The 26,907-nt window shown below is 42.8% G+C and carries 17 protein-coding genes and 1 pseudogene; 4 read left to right on the forward strand and 14 right to left on the reverse strand.

Annotated features, from left to right (window positions below; translation table 11 throughout):
• Positions 1–221 precede the first annotated feature (221 nt).
• On the forward strand, positions 222–440 hold the full coding sequence (locus ACSQ8P_RS31640) for a hypothetical protein (protein ID WP_436238813.1): 219 nt from the start codon (positions 222–224) through the stop codon (positions 438–440).
• Between the two features lie 669 nt (positions 441–1,109).
• Here ACSQ8P_RS31640 and ACSQ8P_RS31645 read toward each other — a convergent pair.
• The 6 genes and pseudogenes from ACSQ8P_RS31645 to ACSQ8P_RS31670 form a co-directional block, all read right to left on the reverse strand.
• A pseudogene (locus ACSQ8P_RS31645) lies at positions 1,110–1,744 on the reverse strand (IS110 family transposase); the annotation flags it as partial.
• 145 nt (positions 1,745–1,889) lie between these two features.
• On the reverse strand, positions 1,890–3,923 hold the full coding sequence (locus ACSQ8P_RS31650; RefSeq protein WP_436238814.1) for a TniQ family protein: 2,034 nt from the start codon (positions 3,921–3,923) through the stop codon (positions 1,890–1,892).
• Positions 3,924–3,988: 65 nt separating this feature from the next.
• A complete protein-coding gene (locus ACSQ8P_RS31655) occupies positions 3,989–4,900 on the reverse strand; it encodes a TniB family NTP-binding protein (protein ID WP_436238815.1) in 912 nt (303 codons plus the stop codon).
• Positions 4,893–6,986 (reverse strand): Mu transposase C-terminal domain-containing protein, encoded by a 2,094-nt coding sequence (locus tag ACSQ8P_RS31660; protein ID WP_436238816.1) that lies wholly within the window; start codon positions 6,984–6,986, stop codon positions 4,893–4,895. The genes ACSQ8P_RS31655 and ACSQ8P_RS31660 overlap by 8 nt, the downstream gene beginning before the upstream one ends.
• Positions 6,976–7,716 (reverse strand): hypothetical protein, encoded by a 741-nt coding sequence (locus ACSQ8P_RS31665; protein ID WP_436238817.1) that lies wholly within the window; start codon positions 7,714–7,716, stop codon positions 6,976–6,978. The genes ACSQ8P_RS31660 and ACSQ8P_RS31665 overlap by 11 nt, the downstream gene beginning before the upstream one ends.
• Positions 7,717–7,951: 235 nt before the next feature.
• A complete protein-coding gene (locus ACSQ8P_RS31670; RefSeq protein WP_436238818.1) occupies positions 7,952–8,722 on the reverse strand; it encodes a DeoR/GlpR family DNA-binding transcription regulator in 771 nt (256 codons plus the stop codon).
• Positions 8,723–8,954: 232 nt separating this feature from the next.
• On the opposite strand from ACSQ8P_RS31670, the gene ACSQ8P_RS31675 reads away from it, so the two are divergent.
• From ACSQ8P_RS31675 to ACSQ8P_RS31685, 3 genes are read left to right on the forward strand one after another with little or no spacing between them, the layout of a single operon-like run.
• Positions 8,955–9,896, forward strand: coding sequence for a metallophosphoesterase family protein (locus ACSQ8P_RS31675; RefSeq protein ID WP_436238819.1), 942 nt, complete (start codon positions 8,955–8,957; stop codon positions 9,894–9,896).
• A gap of 26 nt (positions 9,897–9,922) precedes the next feature.
• Positions 9,923–10,786 (forward strand): EamA family transporter, encoded by an 864-nt coding sequence (locus ACSQ8P_RS31680; RefSeq protein WP_436238820.1) that lies wholly within the window; start codon positions 9,923–9,925, stop codon positions 10,784–10,786.
• 18 nt (positions 10,787–10,804) lie between these two features.
• On the forward strand, positions 10,805–11,623 hold the full coding sequence (locus ACSQ8P_RS31685; protein WP_436238821.1) for an alkaline phosphatase family protein: 819 nt from the start codon (positions 10,805–10,807) through the stop codon (positions 11,621–11,623).
• 67 nt (positions 11,624–11,690) lie between these two features.
• On the opposite strand, the gene ACSQ8P_RS31690 is transcribed toward ACSQ8P_RS31685, so the two are convergent.
• The 8 genes from ACSQ8P_RS31690 to ACSQ8P_RS31725 all read right to left on the reverse strand — a co-directional run bounded on the left by ACSQ8P_RS31690 (position 11,691) and on the right by ACSQ8P_RS31725 (position 26,844).
• The gene (locus ACSQ8P_RS31690) at positions 11,691–13,115 is read right to left on the reverse strand and encodes an alpha-L-fucosidase (protein WP_436238822.1); all 1,425 of its coding nucleotides are present in this window, start codon (positions 13,113–13,115) and stop codon (positions 11,691–11,693) included.
• 263 nt (positions 13,116–13,378) lie between these two features.
• Positions 13,379–14,323 (reverse strand): metallophosphoesterase family protein, encoded by a 945-nt coding sequence (locus ACSQ8P_RS31695; protein WP_436238823.1) that lies wholly within the window; start codon positions 14,321–14,323, stop codon positions 13,379–13,381.
• Positions 14,324–14,335: 12 nt separating this feature from the next.
• Positions 14,336–16,651, reverse strand: coding sequence for a glycoside hydrolase family 95 protein (locus tag ACSQ8P_RS31700; RefSeq protein WP_436238824.1), 2,316 nt, complete (start codon positions 16,649–16,651; stop codon positions 14,336–14,338).
• 92 nt (positions 16,652–16,743) lie between these two features.
• Positions 16,744–18,291, reverse strand: a complete 1,548-nt coding sequence (locus tag ACSQ8P_RS31705) for an extracellular solute-binding protein (protein WP_436238825.1) — start codon at positions 18,289–18,291, stop codon at positions 16,744–16,746.
• A 99-nt stretch (positions 18,292–18,390) separates the two neighbouring features.
• Positions 18,391–19,269 (reverse strand): carbohydrate ABC transporter permease, encoded by an 879-nt coding sequence (locus ACSQ8P_RS31710; RefSeq protein ID WP_056617698.1) that lies wholly within the window; start codon positions 19,267–19,269, stop codon positions 18,391–18,393.
• A gap of 1 nt (position 19,270) precedes the next feature.
• The gene (locus tag ACSQ8P_RS31715; protein ID WP_436239659.1) at positions 19,271–20,221 is read right to left on the reverse strand and encodes an ABC transporter permease; all 951 of its coding nucleotides are present in this window, start codon (positions 20,219–20,221) and stop codon (positions 19,271–19,273) included.
• 244 nt (positions 20,222–20,465) lie between these two features.
• On the reverse strand, positions 20,466–22,715 hold the full coding sequence (locus ACSQ8P_RS31720; RefSeq protein WP_436238826.1) for an AraC family transcriptional regulator: 2,250 nt from the start codon (positions 22,713–22,715) through the stop codon (positions 20,466–20,468).
• Positions 22,716–22,917: 202 nt separating this feature from the next.
• Positions 22,918–26,844 (reverse strand): polysaccharide lyase family 8 super-sandwich domain-containing protein, encoded by a 3,927-nt coding sequence (locus tag ACSQ8P_RS31725; protein ID WP_436238827.1) that lies wholly within the window; start codon positions 26,842–26,844, stop codon positions 22,918–22,920.
• Between the last annotated feature and the right edge of the window lie 63 nt (positions 26,845–26,907).

A 26,907-nucleotide genomic window follows, 5' to 3' on the forward strand; every position in this document is an offset into this window, starting at 1 on the left:
ATACAAGGGAAGCAATGATTCTTGGTACGGCAGGGTTTACCGCCGCTTTGTGCATTCAAAAACTTAAAGAAACGGTTTAAAACCAAATCAAGGTCAGGTTCTTGTAACCGGAGCAACTGGAGGCATAGATAGCATAGCATAGCAGTAGATATTCTTTCCAAAAGAGGTTATGAAGTTGTAGCAGGTACAGGGAAAAAAGTGAATATGACTATCAAAGACGATTGGGAGCAAAACAAATTATTCATCGTGAGGACATGTTTGAAATTGAACAAACTCCTCTTCGTGAAGAACGATGGGCAGGGACAGTAGATTGCGTAGGAGGAAGCACGTTACTGTATATACTAAGCACACTTCAGGTGAATGGATTCGTAGATACTAGCGGTTTCACTGGTGGTATGAATGTAACTACTACGATGCATCCTTTATTTCTTGAGGTGTAAATTGGCTGGGCATCGATTCAGTTTCTTGTTCGATGAATCTTCGAAATATAAAATGGAAGCACCTTGGAACTGACTTAAAACCGGATAATCTAAACGTTGAAATTGTAAACGTTATTTTCATTATAGGAGATACCTGGGGTTCTTTCTAAGATATTAAAAGGAGATACCCGTGGAAGAACAATTGTTGAATTGTAAATCCGTAGACTTATTTTTCACATTATTCAACTAAACTACTCTTTAGCTGAGAAGGCTACCGATCATTTGATGTCGATAGCCTTCTCTTGATGTTATTGAACTCCCTCAGTACAATTCAATTTTTTCACGAATGCTCGCTTATTCGCAGTTTTTCACCCTTGCCAGAATTGAAGAAAGATAGACAGAGAACCCTTTTTGTAGACCAGGACAACTTGAAGGCGTGAGGAAATAGAGGGTATGTTGAAATTCCATATCATTCCATATGCAGCACGTATTCTCCACGCCGCCCCTGGAGGTTTTCACTCCCATGTCTCAACGGGTCTTTGCCCTCTCATTCCTCGTTACGCCTGTCCAAGGGGTGGAGGCCGGTCTTGCTATAGTTACGGGTCTGTGCCCTTTGGTTCAATCCATCCGGTACCCCGTGCTTTCTTTTGAAATCCCGCGAATAAGCCAACTTTCGTACGACGAAACGGTCAGTTCTTCAGGCGTCGGGAAAAGTCGTAATGTGGCCAATGAGCCTCTGCACATTAGGTTCTTAAATACTTGTCTCAGTTCAGGGAACACAACGTCCACCCAACGATGTATTTGGTTCTTCGTACTAACGAGTCTCGTAACGACGGAGTCTCGATTTGAGAGATAGACTCGAAGCTCTTCAAACGCTTCAGATGACCAGCGAATCAACGAGTAGTAGCCGTTTTTGGCCATGTCTGCGATGACGAGAGCATCTTTTTTGTCGCTCTTCGATGGTGTATTGTCGCGGTTTTCCTTGTTCTTTATTACGAGATGAGGATTAACAAGAACAACTTCAAATTGCTTCTCGGATAGCCATCTGATCTGGAGAGGCTTAGCAAGTAATGCCCCGTCGGTTCCATGCCGATGATAGCAGAGCTAAGGTTATGGGCTGCTTGCAACGATTGAATCCATCGAATAAGTATCTGAAACCCTACTTCGTCATTAGAGAAAGATAGCGGATTGCCGATTACGATCCCGCGAAAGTTTACAGCACGCGCGACATGCGTTAGTTGTGCGATGTCGATTCCGACGACGAGATGCTGAGAGGTAATTTTTTCAATGAGTTGATTTTGTTTGTCCTGGGCTTTAAACTTCATAGTAGAGCGTCCTCCTGGATGATGGGATTTTAAGGGCTATGACCCGTTGCGTACTCCATCGTACCGAGGCGCTTTTCTTTTTCCAAAGCTATAATTAACGCTCTACAGGAATGCTATTGTTTCCGAGGGAGATTAACCAACTATACTATTTTTCTAATAAAAAAAATGAAGCAATTTCTAAACTAATCATCTTTTTAATTATTGGATAACTACATACAAACTTAATCCCCATCTGCTTCCCAACTAAAGAAAGATTTAATCTACCGTATGTTGAAAAAGTTTCGTAAACTGCCTGCTTCACCTTGAGTTGTTGTTTTTTCATCTCATTTTCATGAATCATCGCTTTATGTGAGTTAACTTCTTTTGTTAGATAATTGAAGAATCCTGGATAATTCTCGAAAATGTAATCCCTACTTTTCCCAATATGTTTATATATTTGTTTGTATGTTATTTGTATGTTCATGTGCTTTGCATTAATCATATAATCATCAAATTTCTCCCTTAAATCTTTTTCTTCATTATTCAGCCGGTATGACTTTTGCATCTCTTTAGTCGAGTTAATTACTTCTTTTAGTCCACGCGAATTCAGAGTCCTTACGCTACACTCAAGCGTCATAGCTACTTGATGTAATGAAATTGTTAATTCACCAGTCACCATGTTTTTTACATTTTTTATAACATCCTCTTCTAAGGAAGAATATTTCTTCAATGGTTTTTTTAAATCTGATTCTTTTTCCATAAGATACGCTTGCACATAATTATCTGCAAAATAATAACTATATTCAACTAAAGACCATCCGAACTTTTCATTTGTTTCTTTATATTTAGCTTCGGGATATGAACCGTATCTGATTTGAGTTGATTTAAAGTAATCCAAACTATTTTCAATCAAATCTTTCGGGATGTATCTCCTCGAGATATCCATCGAGAAAATACCATGGAATGCTAAGTACCCGAAAATCTCACTTACTCTGAAAAAATTAATCTTAAGATGCTTAGATACTTCCGATCGAGTTAACCCTTTGTTAACTAATTCTTCTACGTTCTTCAGCATTTGAATATTACCATCAATCTCTTGCCAATTATTATTTGCTGGATCAAATCCGTATCTTATTGAACAATAGGTACAATAGTAATAATTAGGATATCTTATTCCTTTCATTCTTGGTTCGATTCGATTATTGATTTTATTCATACTTCCTTCTTTTTTATACATTTTGCACCAATTTGCTAGACAACACTTTGGCCTATTCTCTTCTTTCTTTAATGTTAGAGAGGAAACGTATATATCTGGTACTTTAATAACACTGAACTCTTCCAGACTAATACCTAAATATCTTGTTAGACTAAGAACATCTCCAATTGAAACCTTTTTTAATTCGGCAGTCCCTCTTATTAGCGAGATTAAGTTTTTAATTACTGTTAAACTCATTAATTTAATTTCACTTCTATTGTAAATTTCTGATTTAGATTGTGCTAAGAATAACACTTTTATTGCGATTGATTGCTCTAAAGAGAAACCCTCTATCAATTTTGTTAATGTCTTGTCTGGATTAAGTAAAAAAATCCAATCCTTGTAAAACTCAATCTGGGTGCTAGTATACTTTTCATTTTTAATTTTCTCAACCCTTCGGGTCAAACTCTGCATACATTCTAAACAAATTGCATCCTCTTCATTGATAAAAACATTATCCCAATATTCCACTTGTCTATAGCAGTGTTGACATTCAGTTTGAAGGTTTACTAAATGCTTATAACATATTTCTATTTCTTTAACTTGCCAAATAAGTTGAAAACATTGGTCTTTACTTAAACATACTGGACAAAACTTCCGTTTTTTACTCTCTACTTTCGCATTAATCATTAATTGTGCACGATTATATTCACTTTCCGGATCATCAAAAAATTTGTAAGACATTATAAAAAAGGTCATGGAGATAATGGTTATTATATTTTTCTTTAACAAGTTCAAGATCTTCTTGTCACAAAAACTATGAATATCGTATTCAAGTCGAAATAAAAGACTACTTCTACCGAGGAAATATCCATAATCAGTTTGAATATATCTCCATATATCCAATATTGGGATTTTATTTGAATTTGCTGCTCTAAACAAATAAGAAGTCAGGCATTCCCCTGACTTCACTCTAGGACGTATTGTTAGACTTATTGAATCCATATTACTATTGATCCTTCTTCCCAAATTCTCGTTTTCATTATTTTATCTAATAATAATTAGATAGATTAATTCGTTGGCTTAATTAAATGGTCATCAACACGGAATACGTTGTATTTTGCTTGCTTTAAAACAGCTGCGGTTATATTAGCTTGGCTTAAATCAGTACAATTTTCATCGAAAACACCTAGAATATTATAAGCTTCTTTAATTATTAAATGTAAATATCCAATTCTGCCTTGGGAGTACTCATGTAAAAGTTCCGAATAGATCTCATGCAAACCAATATAAGAAGGAGGTTTAATTGTATCTTCAATGTCTTTGAGAAGATCACAAAATTCTTTATCACAAGTTTCGAACTTTTTAATATGATCTCTTCCAAATCTTCTAATATACTCGTCCTCCATCGTATGGAGTACTTCTATTTGTGGAGTACCCATACAGACAATACTTGCTTGGTGTTCATTCGTTAAATCTTTTAACATTTCCATTGCTGTTTGGTTATCGAAATTTTTAGTTCTTAAAATAAAGTTCATTTCGTCAAAAATAATCATTTTTGTTTTTTGTTTCTTTAGGAGAAAGAGCACTCGATCTTTTACCATGTTTATACGTGCATCATTCCTTAAATTGTCAGTTCCTAATGCCTTCAGAATTTTCCTATAAAAGGCATGCTGTGTAAAAGGATATGGAAGTTTTACATATATGACGGGCATGATATCAATCTCTTCGTCATCAAATACTGCTGTATAACCCGGATTACGCTTTTTATATCGTTTACCTATCTGGGATTTACCCACACCAGATAATCCTGTGAGAAACAAATGTCTTGGATCTTTATCATCATCTTCATCATCTATTTCATCATCTTCAATGTACACTCTCATTGAATCTAATCGCTTCCAAATTCTTTCTACCTCCCTATGCTCAATAAATAGTTTTCTTATTCTACGAGCAAATCCCTTTACTTCTTCCCTACTCATTTCTCTTACTCCTTCTCAGTTCTTCTGCCTTGATCGTTGCCATAAAGAGTTCTTCTTCTTTACTTATTGCACTTTCAGAAACCTGATTTTGTAACAATTGATTTGCTTGAAACGCTGTAGTTACATTTACTTCAATACCCGTCATTTTTGAAGCTATTTGCCTTACACTTCTCTTGTTTTTAATTCCTTCCTTAATAAATGCCTCAATTCTTTCCCAGGCCCGATGCATTTGTGCTTTACCTGGCAGCAACTTTAATTTTTCTTCCCCATCCTTTTTAAGTGCTTGCAAGAGTTTCTTATATGTATATTGATTAACACCGGCTACAGTCTCATATGGAGGTGTTTCGCAGAACAATTCGACAAATTGGTTTTGCTTTGGATGCAATAAATATATCTTAGAAATATCATCCAGATCATATTTCACCGTATATTTCTTTTCTTTTGATCCAATGATTTCCTCACATTCTTTTGACTTGTAAATTTTGTTATCCCAACGAACACCATCTCGTGTATAAGGCTTTTGTTTGGTTAACATGAAATCAATTTTGTATTTCTCTTCATCCCCCGGGAAAATCCATTCAGGATACCCTACCTCATTCACACTTTCACGATATTTGGCAACTGGGGACATGTTATTGCCTAGACCTCTGTGAGGGCGAATTTGATAAATATCAGTTAAGTAATGAATTAATATCTTCCTAAGTTGGTCTAGTGTAAGGACTGCATCCTTCTCTGGTTCGAGATCACCCTTTTTGAAAATATTACTTTTAGTCGTGCCTAAAATATTATGAATCAACTCCGTATTTATTGTACCAAACAAACGTTCAATAACTGATCCATAATGCGGTGTTTTCACAGGGCGATGCATAATCTCTGTTTGCAAAGTTTCATTTACAAGTCGTTTGATATCCGAACTTTTAAAATCCATCCCATTATCAACATAAATAATATTAGGAATACCGAAAGCTTCCCAATCTAAATCTGTCCCATATTCCCCAACCGTGTTTTTCGCGAATACACCGTGTTGAATTGCTTTTCTTACAACATTGGAGGAAGGTCCTTCATGTGAAAGATAGAAGCACCAGGGCATTCGAGAATGAACACAAATCCCTAAAGTGATCCATGGTCGATCTATAACTAAGCCTGTCGCATCATCAATCACTTGTATATCTAATCGTGTATGATCTATTTGAACAATATCTAATCGGAAGTCAGCATCTCGATCCGCATATCCACGCGCAACTTCATCATAAATGGCTTTTGCCTTCTTCATGTTTCGTAATCGTTCTTTTGCTTTTTCATCAATTCTATCAATAATATCTGAGACAGTACTATACTTTATTCCTTGCTCATTATTTTTTCCACACCTACGCTCTATAAGCCCATGAATATATGCTTTAGATACTCTGTACTTAGTTAGATAATCATTTTCTATCGTTTGTTTCAAAATTTCAATCTGTTTCTCAGATTGCCTAACAGATATAGTATCCAGTATTATCTCTGGGTTATCGGGGTGGCATATCATCACCAATTTATTGTCTTTCCTCCCTGTATAGCCCTTACCTTTATTTGAGATGAGTCCCTCCATTCCATCATGATTATGAGAAGCGGCCGCAGCATCTCTATAATTTTTCAGATACCTCATAATAGTTGCCCTTGAACTACCATGTTTTTTCTTTATTCTTTCTATTAATTCATCTTGCTTTAAGTCGATAATTTGTTCATTGTCTTTTAATAGATCCTTGAACTTATCGTTAAATTGAGAGATGGATTGCCTATTATTATTTTTGATTTTATCCAATAGTATAAGTGGTTGGATAATTTCAAACCTTTTGCTTACTTCATCTCGTTTCTTCTCATCTAATTTAGCGAGTGCATTTTCATATTCTCGACTTTCTTGCCGAAGTTGTTTCATTTTTATATCTGGAATAAATGTCGGGTGATTAATTAATGCACTGTAAGTTATCTTTAAATCTTCCCCATCGGGTCTTTTTAACCACACATTCGGTGCATCTATAGTGATAACTCTAAACTTTTTTCCATATAAGGAGCATTCATCATATACTTTTAATTGGTTAAAGGACAAAGTTAACAGCCCCTTTTGAAAGAGTTGATGGTTCAACCATTTGAAAATTTACCGTTATTATGCTCTGTGAATTGATTATTTCATTTACATCTGTTAAAAAGGTTCCTTTTGCAAGCAAATGATAGATAAGTGGTTTTAGATAGAGAGGGTCAATTGTTTCTTTGAATGAAATTGCAAGATACTCAATAGAACCATTTTCTAGAAATGAGAGCCGATCTACGACTTTTTCATACCAATCAGGATAGTATTTTCTCATCTTTAAAAAACCTTTTAAAAACCGAATATTCCTCGTTAAAGTTTGAGGCATAGTTTTAGGATATATAACGCTGTACTCCCATCCTTTTTCTAAAGCCAACGATCTACAATAACGATTGCATAACTCTTCTTTTGGGGTGAGTTCATTATCAGGATTATCTTTAATTTGATAGAGAAGAGGTTGAAACCCTAGTTTAAATGCTAATACATCTGGTATATGTGGCCATTCATCGTTTTGAGAAAAAATGGGAACTACAATTGGTTGTACATAATATCGGAGTACTGAAGTATCTAGCTCAAGATAATAATAAAATAATCGTTCTCCTAATGACTCATATTCAACAGGTCGCTTGTTTTTTTGACTGTAGAAGCTTCCAATGATATGAGGGTGATAACGACTTCCCTTATTATTTACCTTTCGCTTAGGACTATAGAGATTATCTTCTTCTTTCCAGTCGTTCTTTGACCAATTCATGTTGCTCCTCCGTCACAAAAAGTATCAATTATTACCAACTTAAGTGTGTTTTTATAATAGCATAAAATCTCATTTTTTGGATAGACATAATTCCCAGTCCCTTTTATTAGAAAATAAAAAAAGACAGACAAATCAAAGGATTGATTCATCTATCTTCATTATTTAGTCTCAAACATGTACCCATATTTATCTCATTTATCGACCAAATTAGTCTCAACTATAACCATTACTCACATCACTCACTTATCCGCACCTCAATACCAAGCCCCTCAATCGTATCCACCCACTCTTTCGGGCAGCCGGTATCCGTGATCAGCATAGAGATTTCCTCCAACTTCGCGACTCTAGCAAATGTAGACAGGCCGAATTTACTGTGATCTGCAACTAGAATGCACTCTTCCGCTCTTTGCATCATTTTGCGCGAAATCACCGCTTCAGCCAAATGAAAATCAGTAATTCCATCCGTTAACGAGATGCCGCCAGCCGAAATAAACGCTTTGTTTACTTTAAATTGATCAAGCAGTTGATCCACCAGCGTACCTGTCACAGCCCTACATTCTTGATTAACTTCTCCGCCAGCAAAAATAATACGTCCGCGGAACGTTTCCATCGCCAGGTTAAGAATCGGGATGGAGTTCGTAATTAACGTCACATTCGTCTTGTCGCTCAAAAAGGGGACGATTTCAATCGTGGTTGTCCCATTATCCAGCATGATCGTTTCCCCATCCTGAACGAGGGACGCAGCTAATTGCCCAATCGCTGCTTTCTCTGGTTTCATCATTTGCACGCGGTTTAGGAAGGGAGGCTCGACCATCTCCATGCGCATTTTGACGGCGCCACCATACACTTTGCGCAGTTTTCCTTCCTTTTCCAAACGGTCCAAATCCCGACGCACCGTTTCCGTGGAAACGGTAAGCAGCTCAGACAGATGATGCACCTGTACTTTTCCTTCCATTTCCAAATGGTGAAGAATCGTCAACCTGCGATCTTCATAGGTTAATGACATAATGGCCTCCTAGTATGACCGATATCTAATATATGTTGTTGTTTTATGTTGTTTTCATTAGTTTAGGTGTTCGTGCTAGGTGTGTCAATCTAGGGAACCCGCTCCCCCCATCTCAATAAAAATTGCTCGTTGACAGCTTTGCCTAACCCGTTTACAATTGGCAACAAACAACAACATTATTAATCAAATCAACACAATTCCACAAACAACACTCAAATCGGAGGCTATAATCATGTTCAAGCCGCAACAGCTGACTTTTCGTGAAGATTCCACATTTACGATCACGCAGTTTACAGATTTACACTGGATCGATGGCAGAGATGAAGATCAAGAAACCCTTCGTCTGATGGAGGAAGTACTCGATGCGGAGCAGCCCGATCTCGTCGTTTTTACGGGAGATGTCATTTATACGGGACCTGTTTCTGAGGGTAAACACCATTGTAAAGAGCCACTCCAAGCTTTTCGCGACGCCGTGCAAGCTGTGGAAGCTCGCAAAATCCCATGGGCTGTGGTATTTGGTAATCACGACACCGAAACTCTCATCACAAGACAAGAACTCATGAACAGTGTCCTCACGTATCCCTATTCAGTAACTCAGCCTGGCCCTGCCGAGATTAGCGGAGTTGGCAACTACCGTCTCTCCCTCCATGGCCGTGACGGACAGTCTGCAGCGAGCTTATACTTTTTCGATTCAGGCAGTCATTCAACCGTACCACATATTCAAGGCTATGACTGGATTCGCCATGACCAAATCAGCTGGTATACCGAACAGTCCCGTAACGAGCAACGTGAACTGCCCGTTCTCGCTTTTTTCCATATCCCGCTTCCGGAGTATCAGCAAGTATGGGAGCGTGCAACATGCTATGGGAATAAGCACGAGAATGTCTGCTGTGCTCCTGTGAATTCTGGCCTTTTTGCAGCTATGGTTGAAATGGGCAATGTCGTTGGAACCTTCTGTGGACATGACCATATCAACGATTACTGGGGCGAGCTTCATGGAATTCGCCTCTGCTATGGCAGAGCAACTGGCTACAACACCTATGGCAAAGAAGGCTTTCACCGCGGTGCCAGAATGATTCGCCTCCGCGAAGGTGAGCGCTCGTTCGAGACCTGGCTGCGACTCGCTGACGGCACCGTCATCCGTGATCAACCCGAACACCAACCAACGCTATAACCCCACTTACGTTTGGAGCTGATTACTTGTTAACTGCGTCAATTTTACTCGTTATTGCGTCAGGACTTGCCCATGCCGTCTGGAGCTTGTTTACCAAAAGCAGCCTGAACAAAGGCGTCTTCCTATGGTCCATCATCATGGTTACCACCGTTATCCTGCTTCCCTATTTGATCAAAGAATTATGGTTCACTCCCTTAACTTTATCTGCATACGGACTACTTTTACTATCCGCCGCATTACAAGCTGTTTACGCTCTCTTGCTCTCGCGCACCTACAATATGGGGGATCTCTCGCAGATCTATCCGATTATGAGAGGTACCAACACCTTATTTATCCCGATTGTCGGTGTTCTGTTTCTACGCGAATCCTTATCGCCACTCGGATGGACGGGACTGTTGTGCATGGTGATTGGCTTCCTGTTACTCAGCGGAATCTTCACAAGTTCGCGATCTTCTGGACAGACGTCTGACAAATCCGTTAAGCCCTTCCTAATGGCGCTTAGTGTAGGGCTGTGCACGACTTGCTACGTACTTGTCGATAAGCTGAATCTCGCACATATCTCGCCTATCGCTTTATTAGAAGTAACGAATATTGGATTCGTCGCAGGGCTCACACCGCTTGTCATTGCGTCCAAACAACTGCGTAGAGAGTGGAAAATAAACTTCAAAACGATTGCTCTCGGCGCAATTCTCAATCCAGCATCGTATTTATTATTTCTCTTCGCCATGAAATACGCGCCTGTTGCCCATATTTCCCCACTGCGCGAAATAGGGACTGTTTTTGCCACCATTTTAGGCATCGTTATCCTCAAAGAGAAACAAGGCGCATTACGCATTCTTTGCTCTATTCTAATTTTATTAGGGATTCTAATTATCAGCTTTTGGGGTTGAAAAAGGGGAGGAACATCAATGAGCACCTATCATCGTGTCATTATCATTGGTTGGGATGGCGCCGGCAACTTTGTCCGAGATGCGCATACACCAAATTTAGATCGTTTATTTGAAGCTGGGGCTTTCACGCTTGAAGCGCAAACCGTATCGCCTACGATCAGCGCGGAGTGTTGGGGGACGCTGCTGCACGGCGTTAATCCTGTGAAACATGGACTCACGAATACCAAAGCTGAAGTAGAAGCCTTCCCCGACGACTCACCCTATCCGTCTATTTTCCGCGTTGTTAGAGAAGCAGTTCCACTTGCTAAGTTAGCAGCCTACAGCGCCTGGAAGCCCATCAATGATGGGATTATTGAGTCCTCAATCGGCGTTCATAAAGTTTCAATGCCGGATGATGAGCTAGTCCAAGCCATAGCTGCCTACATACATGAGAACCCGGATTTCAAGCTGCTCTATGTGCAACTGGATCTCCCTGACGCCGCTGGTCATAAGTACGGGTACAATATGCCGGAACAGCTTCGCGTTATTGAAGAGTCGGACCGTCAAACCGGGGTTATTTTAGAAGCACTTGAACAGGCTGATCTGTTAAAAGATAGCCTTATCATCGCCGTCACCGATCACGGCGGTGGTGGTGAGAATGCTTTTAATCATGGCAGTGATCATCCTTTAGACAAAACCATCTTTTGGAGCTGCACAGGTCCTGGCATCGCACCTGGCACCAAGCTCGACAATGTCAACATTGCCGACACAGCAACCGTCGTCGCCCATGCTCTCGGACTGGATGCGCCCGCTTCTTGGGAGGGCAAACTGCCTGACGGTTTGTTTCCTAACTTGTAATCGCCTCAACGCAAAGAAAGCTCGACTTTGTCCAAAATGGCCATGTCGGGCTATACTTCGTCTTAACCTATCTACTGCAATACACACCGAAGCTGCTTAATGTGGGATTGATCCGTGATTCGGTCACTTTCAGTTGAATGTATCTCGCGTTCAACTGTTGGAAGCTGCAAATCTTCTTATACCCGACCACTGTGCCTGCGTACAAGCTTACCCACTCTTCGCCTTGTTTGTAGGCCAACTGGAAGCGTTCAATCCGTTGTCCCGATTGGATATATTCCTTGAATACGATACGGTCAAACGTCATTTCCTTACCAAGATCAATCACAAGCTCAGCCTGCTCAATCCCTTCCTGAGGACACCAATAGGAATCGGACCGACCATCTGTTAGATTCCCCGCATCAACACTTGTATCTCTTGTCTGAGAAGCCCACACGTTCGCTCCTTTGGCTAGATCCTGTCCGTAGGTAGCCCGGAGCCATTGCCCAAATTCACGCAAATGCCGTGCATCTGTCTCATGAATGAGCCCACGTTGATCCGGTGGAATGTTCAGCAGAAGTGCGCTGTTACCGCCAACTGTACTCTCGTACAGATCAATCAATTCATTGACTGTTTTCACCTTATCATCGTCAACAGGATCGTAGAACCACTGGGGTCTGATCGATACATCCACTTCCGCCGGATACCAAATCATTCGATTAGCTTCCGCCAAAACAGATCGGCTCCCCAAATCTTCTGTTTCTGCATTTATTTTTTGCGAAAAAGTACCATCATCCTCCTGTTGCGATTCGGATTGAATTTCCTCGATATTCCATCGAGCAGCAGGCACTACACTCCATTCCGATTCGCGGGTATGACCGGCTTCATTGCCGCACCAACGAACATCAGGTCCACAAATATTAATAACAGCCTTAGGCTGCAGTTCGCGAATAATTCGATAAGCAGCTTCCCAATCATATACCTGCATTTTACCGTTCGGCCCCTCACCGCAAGCACCATCAAACCAAACGCTAAAAATTTCACCATAGTTCGTAAGAAGTTCTCTTAATTGATTCTGGAAATAAGTATTGTATCTTGGGGAATCCCCATAACTAGGCTCATGCCGATCCCATGGTGATAAATAAACACCAAATTTCAAGCCCTGCTCACGACAAGCCTCAGCTACATCTCTTACAACATCCCCTTGCCCATCCTGCCATGTGGTGGATTTGACCGAATGATCCGTGTAATTACTTGGCCAGAGACAAAATCCATCGTGATGCTTACAGGTCAGAATGACGCCTGTCATTCCTGCTAAACGGCAGTACTCGACCCATTGCGCAGCATTATACGCCGTCGGTTGAAACAATTGTGGATCCTCATCTCCTAATCCCCATTGTCTCCCCGTAAATGTGTTCATACCGAAATGAATAAAAGCATAAAACTCCATCTCTTGCCATGCCAATTGGCGTAGAGTGGGAACGACCTTTACTGCTTCTTCTATGGAAACTGCCATCTTATTCATGCTCCTCATGCGTCATAATTTTCAAGATCTACTTACTACATCGAAAGGTAAACGAGTGAGTTCCGTATTCAGCGTTTCACCCAAATAAATCATATCGTAACTGCCAACTGGAAGATCCAGATCACTGAAAATCAACTTGCCATCTGGCTGGCCGAACGTTTTGGTCTGTACGTGGACAATAGGACTTATCGGTTCTGTCTCACTCGGTTTAGCTCCTCTTAGATAAATGCCGAAGGCATCTTCTCTTAGCGAACCTACATAAGTAACCTCAATTTGTTCATGGGGCTGAAAGCAGATTTACTCATATTCATGGCAGGATTACGGAGCGTACAATCCGGATCTACCGTCAGATCCACAACCGGAATGGTCACTGGCAGTTGTACCGTATATTCTGCATCAATAACCCACGATTTTGAGGAAAAATCTCTTCCTTTTACAATAACCCTATCCTCGTAGACTTCAACGAAAAAACCCTGTGAACCCTCTTTTAGGACGTCGTCATCCGTCCATAAATAAGCGACAGAAGCAGCATTAAACAGGGTCGCATACTTCCTATTGTACATCGTCTCCTTGGCGCCTAGCTCCCAGTGCGTGTGACCGGTAAAGACAATGGATTGCGGGTGTTTGGCTAAAATCAACTTTAATTCTGCATCCTGCCTGATCCCATTCCAGCCGAACTCACTTTGGGACCCTGCGACCGTATTCAATAGTGGCTCATGAACAAAAATAAATGCTGGCTTCTCTGTCACTTCTTGTTCGGACAACTTTTGATCCAACCACCTGAGCTGGGTCTCGGATAAGTAAGCGCAGTCTTTCAAGCCAATTTCTGTGCCAAGGAATATAAAATGATACCCTTCCAACCATAAATCGTAGTATGCATAGTGAATCCCCGTATGTTCTGTAAATAACAACATCTGATTATCCAGATCTTTCCAACGCACATCATGGTTGCCGTAAGTAAAATTGATTGGCGGCAGCCCCTCCATGTTAGCTTTCCAAATCTGTTCCATGATTTCAAATTCCGCTCGCTCCCCATTGTCCGTGATATCACCGACATGCATGATTCCGTGACAATCTGGGGAAGTTGCCAAGATATCCTTGAGAGCCCGATCAAAATTCTGGGCTTCAGTCCCCTCTAAAGTGGCTTTAATATGGGTATCTGTCAAGACTACGAACGTGAGACTTGGTTTCTTCACCATTTCGTTCTCTCCTTATTTCGATATAGAAGGAATTGCAAAGTCCGTATTTGCGCATCGAACCAAATACCTTGCTCCTGACTCTGCCTTAAAGGAATAAACTGAACCACCTATAGTGTTCACCACCAGCTCATCCCCTTCCTCCCTATTGATCATAAGGGATGATTTACTGCGGATCGTACACAAGCCATCCTGTGTGGCATGCAGCACCGCTTCTTTCAGCTGACCATCTTGCCACCCAATCTCAACCTCGAAGCCGCCACGCGCGCGCAAGCCGCTAACTCGGCCATGACGCCATGCTTTTGGCAAGGCTGGTAGAAGCAAGATTTCATCCCTGTGGGATTGTAGGAGCATCTCAGCGATAGCAGCCGTACCGCCAAAGTTGCCATCAATTTGGAAAGGGGGATGGTCACCAAGCAGACTCGTATGCACGGAATGACTAAGCAGCTCCATCAAATTGATGTAGGCTTGTTCGTCATCTTGCAATCTCGCCCAGAAGTTGATGATCCATGCGCGGCTCCAACCTGTGTGGCCACCGCCGTGTGCGAGTCGTCTCTCCAGCGTTCGACGAGCAGCCTCAGCTAGCTCTGGCGTATGAGGAACTGTTATTTGTTCACCTGGGTGTAAGGCAAACAGGTGTGAGATATGGCGATGACCGAGTTCAACTTCTTCATAGTCAATCGCCCACTCCATTAATTGACCATGCTTGCCGATAGCGGGTTCTGGTAATCGCTTCCTTACCTGTTCCAGCTCTTCAAGAAACTCCTTATCTATGCCTAGAACTGCCCCAGCCTCTATACAAGCTGCCAAAAGAGCATGGATAATTTGCGAATCCATCGATGGCCCAATACTTAGAACGCCTTCATTGCCATTCGGCAATCGATACGTATTTTCCGGCGAAAGAGAAGGAACTGTGACTAGACGACCTTGTTCATCCTCTATGAGAAAATCAAGGAAAAACAACGCTGCTTCCTTCATAATGGGATACGCTCTTGATTGCAGGAATACCTTATCTCCGCCAAAACGATAATGCTCCCATAGGTGTAGGGACATCCATGCCCCGCCCATCGGCCAGAAAATAGCCGGAACATACGTACCGCAAATATCTGTTTCCGCCCAAAGATTCGTGGCGTGGTGCGCCACAGAGCCTCTGGCGCCGTAAATCTCCCTAGCTGTTTTACGCCCATTCTCCATAAGTCGATCCATCAGATCGAAAACTGGCTCATGACATTCAGCCAAATTGCACACTTCAGCCGGCCAATAATTCATCTGCAAATTAATATTTAAATGAAAATCACTTTCCCAAGGCGGCGTGTGACTCTTATTCCATATGCCTTGCAAATTGGCAGGCAGCGAGCCTGCTCGCGAACTCCCCATAAGCAAGTAGCGGCCATATTGAAAAAATAGTGAAATCAGCCCGTGATCCGTATGGCCTTCCTGAATCCTCACTAACCTTTCATCCGTCGGCAAAGCCACTACATCATCTTCATCGGGATCTTCAATCTCCAATTGAACACGTTCGAATAAGGAACGGTGATCCTTCACATGATCCTCACGAATGGCCTCAAACCCTTTGGCCATACTAGCGTCTATCCGTGATTGGCACACGGAACGGGGATCTTGATGTCTAAACGTAGTTGCAGCAGCTACATACAACGTAACACTGTCTGCTTCTTCCACAGATACGAAATCGCCAATAACCTGCACCTTACCACCTTCTGCTACAGCCTTCAAAACCGTCGCATAATGCACGCCATCCGGCCCGCATTGCCCTTGCATGACGATGCTTTCTGCGCCTTCTTTACCTGACGTGCCTTCAAAAGGCCGGCGACTCAAATTCGTAGAGAAGCTGATTGTTCCCGGTCGATTCGAGCTCAACCGAATAACAAGCACCTGATCCATAGCGCTTGCGAAGATCTCCCTTTGATACGTCGTCCCATCCAAGGTATATGAAGTCTTAGCAATACCCGTCGGCAAATCCAATTCACGCCTATAGTTGGTGGTTTCCCCATTTGATTGTCGAAAATAAAGGTTTATATCACCTAGTGTTTGATAGGGTGCAAAGAATTTGGGTCCCGATGTCATCGCCATACGCGCCAAATACTCGGCATCCTGCGGCTTGCCCTCGAACATAAGCCTGCGAATTTCCCCTAAATGTTTATAGGCGTCAGGTTGCTCCCTCTTCTTGGGTCCGCCATACCAGAGGGAATCTTCATTGATCTGAATCCGTTCTTGCTTTACGCCTCCGAATACCATCGCTCCTAACTTGCCATTCCCTACTGGAAGGGCGTTTACCCACTTCTCTGCGGGCCCTCGATACCATAACTTCAACTCTTGTGTAGCAATAAGGATCACCCTACTTTTTGAAAAGAAACCCGATCAAGCCATCAACAGGCACGATCGGGTCCTTTATTTCATCAGACTTATTTGGATTTTTCTTTGTAGAACTCGTTCGTTTCTTTGAGATGCTGTTGGAAGCTTGGATCATCTTTGAACTGTTTCACCAATTTATCCCAATCCTCAAGCGTATTTTTGCCGAAAACCACATTCACCATCATATCGTTCAGCTTTTTATCCCAGTCGCCTCCCTTTTCCTTAAATGGCGCTGACTTCATTAAGCCGTAAGTCGGATCTGTGATAGAGGAAATCGCATCAACCACTTTTTTATTGGCTTCGTAAACATCCGTTGGAATACCCGAGATTTTTGCTCTCGAATATTTATCAAAGTAGCCGGTTACCCATTGGCCTGTCGTATCACCGGAATATCCTTTTTTCTTGCCTTCTTCGGTTTGCTCAACGCTTCCGTCAGGCTTCACTTTATAGTCAACATCTTGTATGCCGTAAGTAGCAAGGTTATACCCTTCAACCGAAGCTGTATAATCATAGACTTCTAGGATTTTCTTCAGCTTCGCCTCATCAACCGATTTCTTATTGATCAGGAATTGTCCATAATAACCACTTGCTTGCTCATAATAGGCCTTGCCATCTGGTGCTTTTGGTAATTCCACAGCAATAAGGTTCGCTTGCGGAGTTACCTTTTGCAATTCCAAATTATATTTATAAGCATCAATCACGTTGGCAAATGCTACACCTGCTTTGCCCTGAACGAGCATATCTTTAATTTGCGCTGCCTTGAGTACAGGGAAATCAGGAAGAATGCCGCCTGCTTTAAATGATTTATTCCAGAAAGCTAGCGCATCTTTGGCTTGTGGTGTATACCAATACGGGATTAGACTACCGTTCTCTTCTTTCCACTTCGTGCCCGTGCCAAACATCGAGAGCAGATAACTAGCAGGTCCAGGAGATCCTGGAATGACAGCACCGTAGGTATCTGGTTTGCCGTTACCATCTGGGTCTTTCTGTGTGAAGGCTTCGAGAACTGTAGCTAGCTCATCCATCGTTTTCGGTTGTTGTAAGCCTAGCTTATCCAACCAATCTTTACGAATTAGCATGGATTCGTGGCCATCCAACGGTCTTACACGTGGAAGGGAGTACAGTTTACCTTTCAAAGAGGCATTCTTGTATACGTTTTCTGGATACTTAGCTAAGTTTGGATAGTTTTTAATATAAGGACCTAGATCCCAGAAAGCGCCTTGATCGATCGCATTCAAGAAGGCAGGCGTTAAGTTAAAATCTTCTACGAATAGAACATCAGGCAAATCGCGGGAAGCAAGAAGTGCATTCAATTTCTCTGAAATTTGGGCTGCTGGAATCCAATTTAACTTTAGATTGACGTTTAGCTTCTCATTTAGCTTTTTCACAGCTTCCAACTCACCTGTAGGTGCAGCAGCGAAAGCAAGTGTCGTAATGGAAATATCGGTTGGTTTTGCAGCGGGTTTAGCTGATGCCGCCGTTGTACTCGCTGCCGAACTTGCTGGCGCAGCTTCATTCGCTTTACCACAAGCCGCTAAAGAAGCGACTAGCCCCGTTGCTGTTAAGAGTACTGCCAATTTTTTGACCATTGGTTTCATGTAAAGACCTCCCGTTTATATGCTTATTATACAATCCGTAATATCAACCTGCATGTCCAATACTTCCCTGCCTGTATCACCCCTCTCCGTACAGTTCTCTCACCCCTTCACGGAACCAACCATCATACCCTTAACAAAATATTTCTGTAAGAACGGATACACCATGACAATCGGTAAAGAGGAGATTACAACGGCAGCCATCTTGATCACCTGTGGCGGCACGGTACGTTCACTTTCCAACATAGCAGCCATCGAAGGATCAGCCATTTGCGATGCAGAAATGAGCAGCATTTGAAGGAGTACCTGCAACGGACGCAAGCTGTCACTATTGATGTAAAGTACGCCACTAAAGTACGTGTTCCAATACGCTACAGCGTAGAATAACCCGAAAGCGGCAAGCGCCGAGACGGAAATCGGCAGCATAATGCGGAAAAACACGCCGATATCCGAACAACCATCCATTTTAGCTGCTTCCTCTAGTTCATCAGGAATTTCCTGGTAAAAGTTTTTCATTAAGAACACGTACCAAGCACTGGTCAATGCTGGCAAAATAAGTGCCCAAATGGAATCCATTAAACCAAGACTATCCACGAGCAAGTAGTTCGGAATCATGCCCGGATTGAACAACATGGTCATTAGGATGGCAACTAGAAAGAACTTCTTCCCTTTCAACCGTTTGCGAGAGAGCACATAGGCTAACGCACTTGTAACAATTAAACTTAGTAAGGTACCGAACACCGCTAGTATTCCGCTTATGCCCATCGCATGAACGAAAGCATTCGTAGAGAAGATGTATTCATAAGCAGACAAGCTCCATTTTTCAGGAATCAGAACTAAAGACTTCGTCAGATACTCAGTAGGATCTGTAAATGAAATGATGACAACGTAAATGAAAGGCAGTAATGTAACAAGTCCAATTATTGTTAATACCGTATAGTTTAGGACATTAAATATCTTAGAACCTATCTGATTATCCATATTAGTAAAGTCCCTCCTCCCCGAACTTCTTGGCTACACGGTTTGCAGAAACAACCAGTATGAGTCCTACAACTGATTTGAACAATCCAGCAACCGTGGCATAGCTGAACCGACCTTGTTGAATACCAACGCGGTAAGCATACGTATCAAATACGTCAGCCACCTGCGATACAGGTCCGCTTGCCATAAGGAATATTTGTTCAAAGCCTACATCCATGACTTGACCTAAACGTAGGATTAACAAAACAATAATCGTGCTTTTAATACCGGGAATCGTGACATTCCTCATCTGCTGCCATCTTGTCGCACCATCAATTTGTGCTGCTTCATAGAGCTCTGAGTTAATCCCTGCAAGGGCAGCCAGGAAAATGATTGTCCCCCAACCCGCTTCCTTCCAGATACTTTGAGCCGTGAGCATGGCCCAGAAATAATTGGGCTCCGATAGGAATTCAATCTTGTGCCCACCGAACTCGACGATCAATTGATTAATGACCCCACTGCTTTGACCCAATATTAGGAAGCAAATACCGACGATGATAACCCAGGATAAGAAATGGGGCAAATAGATGACCGTTTGTACGAATTTCTTAAAGGGTAAACTCTTCACCTCATTCAGCAATAGGGACACCACAATGGGAATGGGGAAGAAAAACACGATATTGAGAAGTGAGATCGCCATCGTATTTCGAAACAACAACATAAAATCGGGATTCGTGAAAAACTCATGAAAGTACTTCAAGCCAACCCATTCGCTTTCCCAGAAACCTAAATAAGGAGAGTAATTTTGAAAAGCAAGTAATAATCCCCATAACGGCACATACTTGAATATGAGGAAAAATAGTAATCCTGGCGCTGCCAATAGATAGAGATATTTGTCACGCTTCAGCGCGACCTGCCACTCGTGTACCCATGATTTCTTAGATGTCTTTCTTTCTTCTAGTCCACTCGGCATCACTTTCTGAAACTGTTCCACCTGACTATGTGACAATGTCATCACCTCTCATTATTACGTTTGCATCTCGTTGTTTTGCTTGAGACGATCGTACTTGATCGTAAGTCATAGGGACAATGACCAATTCTTATCCACGCTTTGCGGTAAAGACAAAAAAGGAGAAACCCCGTAACTACGGGGTTTCTCCTCACTTTTTCCTCTTTTTTCGCCTCCATATGAATTGATAAAACGATTTTTGGGCATTCTAATTTTCCTCGTCTGATCCTCGGAATTGCCCTGGCGTTACGCCCATATGCTTTTTAAATACCCGAATAAAGTTTTTCATCTGATACCCCACTCGCTCAGCAACATCTGAAACCGATAAATCCGTTGTACGCAGCAACTCGATGGCATTCTCAATCCTTACCTTGGTCAAATATTCAATAAAGGAGACATCCTTTTTCTTTTTGAACAACTTGCTTAAATATTGCGGACTTAACCCACAAATTTGTGCACACTGATCCAGTGACAAATCAAAGTGATAGTTCTCTTCCATATACCGAACAACTTTCGCAATTAACTGCTCATGCTCCTGATGCTGCTTGCCATGCACATAGGCAACAATGGGCTCGACCAATTGTTCTTTAAACCAGGCATTCAATTCATAGGTCGTACTGATATTGCGAATATGGAGATACGGATCCTCATTCGATTCACCAAATAATTGAGCGGTATCCAATCCAAGCATGTAGGCAGTTCGAATCGCAGCGGTAAGCAAGCGATAATACGACATTTGAATAAGCTCAGGCTTCTGTATAGCAGCACCCATCGCTTTCGCAAACTCGTCCATCATCCTGACCGCTTCATCACGATCACCCAGTTGCAACGAATTCTCAAAATGCGTCTCGATCTCCAAAGGATATCGATAATGCATGTCTACATGCCTTTTACCACTCGTATGGGCAATGACTTGATTCCCACCAACGATCATACGTGAACGGACTGCGAGCAGCGCCTCCTCGTACAGTTCAGGCAACTCGCTAAGTTGCTCGCTTTTGCCACTTAGCCCAATCGTAACTTGAAGGCGTAAATAGTCAGATACAAGCAGCCGCAGCCGCTCAGCAAATTGTTTGATGTCCGACTCTTCGTCTTCAGCTTGCAGAGGATCCCGATACAGCCAAACAGCAACCTGATCATTCAGCAGATTGATGCCGATCCCTTCCATCTCATGGGTTTGTAGAAGTTCACTCGCAATATTTTTTACAGCAAATACGATTAACTCACGGTCATTTTCTTGAAAACGCACCTTGCCTTCCGACTGCAAATCGAAGGCGATCACGATGACGCTACTTTCCTTATGTGCAGGCACGTTATATCTGCGCAGCATAGCCGCTAACTGATCCTCAGAATAATAGAGAAAGCGTCCCTGCAAGAGCTGCAGAGCAAAGATTTCACGAATCAGCGGCAACTGGTCACTCAGCTGCTGCTGCATGTCATTAGCTGTATTGCTTAGCTCCGCCCATCGTTTATGCACAAAGCCCACTTCATCGGTTTCCACTTCATCCGTTTGTCCGTCTTTCACATAAGCGACAAGATTCTGAATAGGGCGATATACACGACGTGTTCCCCATAGCGTTATAAGTGCTCCGAACACCAAGCATATGAGAACGATGATCAGTGTGATTAATTTGATCCCATTGGACTTGGCATTCAATTGATCGATCGGAACCATGTTGATATATTGCCACTGATTCAAAGAAGAAGTAATGGGGGTCACCATATATTCGGTTCCCTTGAAGGCGAACTGGAAACGCTGTTCGGAACCTTTATGGGCAACCCGATCAAATAAACCCTCTGGAACGTCACTTCCTCCCATCGAGGTCACAAGTGCTCCCTTTTCGTCCAAAATGAACATTTGTTCACCTTTATAGCTGATAAAACGTTTCATAATGTTTTTAAAGAGATCTTCATTAATACGAATAAACATGAGCCCGATGGGCTGTTTAGCAAGTAGTGGCAATTTGGCAACTAACGTAACGCCATTGTCGTTATAGCCAGGTAAGGAAGGGTAGGGTCCGCTTACCCATTTGAGCTGATCATCCACAGCAAGCTCTTTAAGGAGCGCCTCACGTTCCCCCATGCCCTCAATTCGTCTCCCCCCATAAATCGGAGAGATCAAATAGCCTTCATCCGGCACGTACACAGCAACATCGCTAGCTTCTTTGTTACCATTGATGAGTGCAGATAATTCACGTGAAATCCCTGAGTAAAAACCCGTGTAATTCGTGCTCTTCAATTCCACCAAATTGGAACTAAAAAATGAACCTAGCAACATTTGAATCGCATTGTTTTGCAAGCGATCTAACGTGGAATCGATGGTGGAAGATACGTTATTTAAGATCCGAACATTCGATTGGTTCACTTCACTTTGTACAGCGGATGCTGAATATAAATAACTCCCAATCCCAACAACGAGGACAGGAATAATTGCAGCGAACAAGGAAAGAGTGACCATATTGCGAAAGATCGTTTTGCGTCGAAAAAAACGCTTCCAAAAATTCGTTATTATTTTGCGCAGGGCAATCACCTCGCTAACTGAATAATGAGCATTTTAATCGGTTAGCCATATAAAATCAAGTATCACGAGAAATAAGGATGACCCGACTTCATCAAATAGACGAAGTCGGGCTGTATATGTTTGAATGAATTTAGTAAGCTTATGACTTTAAAAAGGCAATAGCGTTTAACAACTTTTCAGCGAATCCTGCGTCGATCTTTTTACCTGATTGTGCACGAATATGATTTTCTAACGCATTGAATGAATTCTGATCTTGTGTCTGATTCAAATGCTTTTGAAGAGCATCAATCATGGCTAGCAAGCTGTTATAAATGCCTTGGTTGGTAATCCAGCCTTGCTGGTACGCATACCTTACCAATTCATCCAAGTGATCCCCATCCATCATTACTTTTAGCGTGAACGCTGATCTTGTTTCGTTCCCCGCTATATCCGTTGCCGTAACGACTACGGGATGATCGCCAATTGACAGACTTATAGGACTGAACGTGTAGGGTAGACTAACTTCACTGCCGTTCAGTGTGAGCGACTTCCCCGCTACTCCGCTTATAGAATCGGAAACATCGAAATTCAGGCTGCCGCCAGCCGTCCAGTAGACATTCATCGAAACGGTTGGAACGATGACGGGAGCTGATGCATCGATTTTGACAATCGCTGTTTGGACCGATTCTTGATTGCCGGCACTGTCGACGCTATAATAGTGGATTTCATGCAGGCCATCTTCAACGATTGTAACCAAGTTACCTTCTGTATACGTGCCATTATCTAGTTTGTAGAATGTCTTCAGCACGCCACTGCCCTCGTCGTTTGCCATCAATGTCACAGTCTGAGCATTACGCTGCCAATCTGGCTTTGCGTTATCTGTCGTACTCGGAGCTGTGGTATCCTTCTTGAACGTTACGACATGCGTTTTGCCTACTGAACCAGCTACGTTAATCTGGAGCTTTAAAGTCGGCAACGTTTGTACAACGGTAACTGTATCATCACTACGCACGAGGGATAACGCAGCCTTGTTCAGCTCAAGCGTAATCGTGCTTTGCTTTTGTGTTGGATCGGATACCGCTATGTTTAACTCGGATTCGTTTTCCTTCACCATGACAGATGAAGGATTAAGTGCTGTAATAAAATCAACTGTACCCGGATTCCAGAAATTCGCTGCGGTAATACCAAGCTTCTTCTCTCTAACCGCATGTACATCTGTCGTATTGCTCAAAACTTCTACATCAGGCGCGGTGCTATAAAGCGCAGTAGCCTGTGTGTCTTTATGAGGCAGCATCACGTACGAATACGCAGCATTTGAAGGCGTTGCCCCGTGTTCAAAAGCTAGACTCATATAATTCCGAGTGATTGGCGTCGCCGATTGGCCGCTGTTAATGTCGCTCCATTTGCCTGTTCTCGCTTCGCGTTGTCCATAAACATTGGCCGCTTCTGGGAAATAATAGCCAATGTCAGTTCCCGGCATATTGCCAGCCAAATGAGCCCACTTGACGTTCTCCATCGTTTCCGACCAACCGAGCTGACTTGTTTTGGCTGCTCCATTCACGGTTAGCCTATTATCCCCAGCATCACTCAACTTGCGGTTATCAATGATCGTTTCTACAGGCTGCGGCCCGGCTTTGCTGCTTGAAATGCCTGCGCCCAATGCGACGATTTCATCATCGAACATAAACCACGACTTTTTGCCTTGCAGGTCGCTTCCGGTCACTTTGGCCAAGGAAAAGTCCATCCCTGACGCACCGTAAAGCCCATCGATTGTGGATCCTCCCACCCACTCTTTCGCATTCATGTACGAGGTCCATTCACCTGGCGTCACGCCTTTACCTGAACCATTTGTTGTCGTACCTGGCAAACGAAATGAATCTACAGTTGGCCAGAAATCATTGCGATATTGGTTGAGATCTTGATCGTAAAGGTACGTCATACCGATCCCCGTATACCAACCTTTTAAATTCTCGTTATTACCTTTTTCAAACGCTGAGATTCGATTGGAGAACATGCTGATTCCGAAGCCGTACCCCTCGCGCAAATGGACAACACGGTCCATACCAGCAAATACCTGGTTTTTGATCAATTCACCTCTAGGCTGAATCGAGCCATCGTTTAAGAGATTTTTCACAAGACTCAATTCGTAGACAGATAATCCATCAAAATAATTGCTATAAGTTGTGTCCGACAAGATCCACTCACTCGCCATACGCTTAATGGATAACGCTACATCAGCCGGAGCCCCTTCAGCTAAGCGAAGCAATGTTGTAATCGTGCCTCTGGCACTGCCTGACGCTTGCCTCGACATGCCTCTGCCATTGACCATATCCATGTAGACGCCTTTATAAATCACCGGCTCAAACGTATCTGACACCCATTTGTAAACGTTATTGACATTGGGATCTGTTACAGGCCAAGGGGAACCGTTCAACAAGTACGTCATATCAGCTGCTCGGCTTAGCCAAACTGCTCCGTATCCCGCCGTATACGCGATATTGGTGTGTTGAACGAGAGAACCGTCTTCGTAAACGCCGTCCCCATGATCCGCGTAAACAAATTCTGGACCCATCGCATCGCGCCCTTGAATAATCTTTGCACTGTTATTTCCAATCACACCCCGAACCGTAGCAACCAGTGCTTTATCCAGCAGATTAGCCCCCGTCATTTTGCTTCCTTTGACACCAAGAACGGAACCTACCTTCGGATCTGGACAAAATTTATCAATCGGCTTTATATACTTGGTGATCTGCCCCTGTGTCAATTGCCCGTACATGAGCACGATGAGATCATTTAATGTTTGCGGGATACCAATCTCCCAGTCCCACCAATTACCGTATGGACTCTTGTTTTCGTTATATCGGTTCGTGTACATCCATTCCATAGCGCTTACGATATCATCTCGCAGCGAAGTGCTTTGATACAAAGGAGTCCCAGGCATGGAATAGGCTAATGCCATCGTTTTTAAACGAGCATAGGAGGTGCTAATCTGGCTCGAATCGGTTGTGCTCGTCATATCGCTCCATACATTTGTCCGATTAGTAGCTTTATTCAATCGATCCCAGATGCCCGTTTGAGCTGTATTCGATACACTATCTGCCAGTTTAGTGAGGTTAGCGGCCATATCCGAATCGGCAGGATTGAACAGGGCACCTCCCGTTAATTTATCGGTCCATTTCTGTCGAAGCGCACTGTATGATGCGGCCATTTCCGCTGATTCAACGTTGATTGTACATTGCGCTGAAATCGTCCCATCTGGTGTTGAAACAGTAATCGTTGCCGTCCCAACTCCTACGGCCGCCACTTTCCCATTGCTGTCCACGGTGACTGCATCCGGATTGCTGGAAGTCCACATTACCGTTCTATCCACTGCGTTCGTCGGAGTGAGAGCCGCAGTGAGCGTAGCCATTGTATCTTTTGTCATGGACATCACGGATGGGTCCAAAGCAATTCCTGTAATTCCGTTATATTCCTCCAGACTTACCTCATCAAACCATACTTTCCCCATACCGGTCTCAAGAAATGGTTCGATGACCAATTTGGTTGCATTTGTTGGTATCGTCATAAATACCTGCTGCATCGTCCAACCGTTCGTACCTAACAATTTCGGGGATGAGGGGCCGTCTCCAACTTTGCTTGTATTATAAAATTGCGTTCTGAAGTATGCACCCGTACCCGTAACATTCTCCGTTTTCAACCACATTTTCAATCGATAGGATTTCCCCGCGGTCACCGTTGTTACCGTTTGATTAATTGATACTCTGCTTGTTGCAAATGCATCTACCAATACCGACTTACTACCCTCATGGGCTGTCGCCAAATCCAGTGTTACATTTACGGTTTTGTTTGGAGCCTTCCCGCTTCCAGTAGGAATCCATAGCCCCCAACCCGCGGGTGCATTTACACTGCTCCAATTAGTATCCGTTGCCGTTGTCGCCTGCTCGAAACTCCCGTTCGTCATCAGATTCACCGTAGCAGCTTCCGCCTTATTGGTTGCGCTTTCATAAAATGGAACAATCGAGGCAACCAGACTAAAAAGCAAATTCGCAGCTAGCAGCACACTGACTTTCTTTTTGATCTTCTTCATGAATTCATCCTCCCGATCACATTCTATCGATCATACAGAACATGGAACAAATTTCTTTTCCTT

This window comes from Paenibacillus sp. LjRoot153 (assembly GCF_964253085.1).
Classification (GTDB): domain Bacteria; phylum Bacillota; class Bacilli; order Paenibacillales; family NBRC-103111; genus Paenibacillus_E.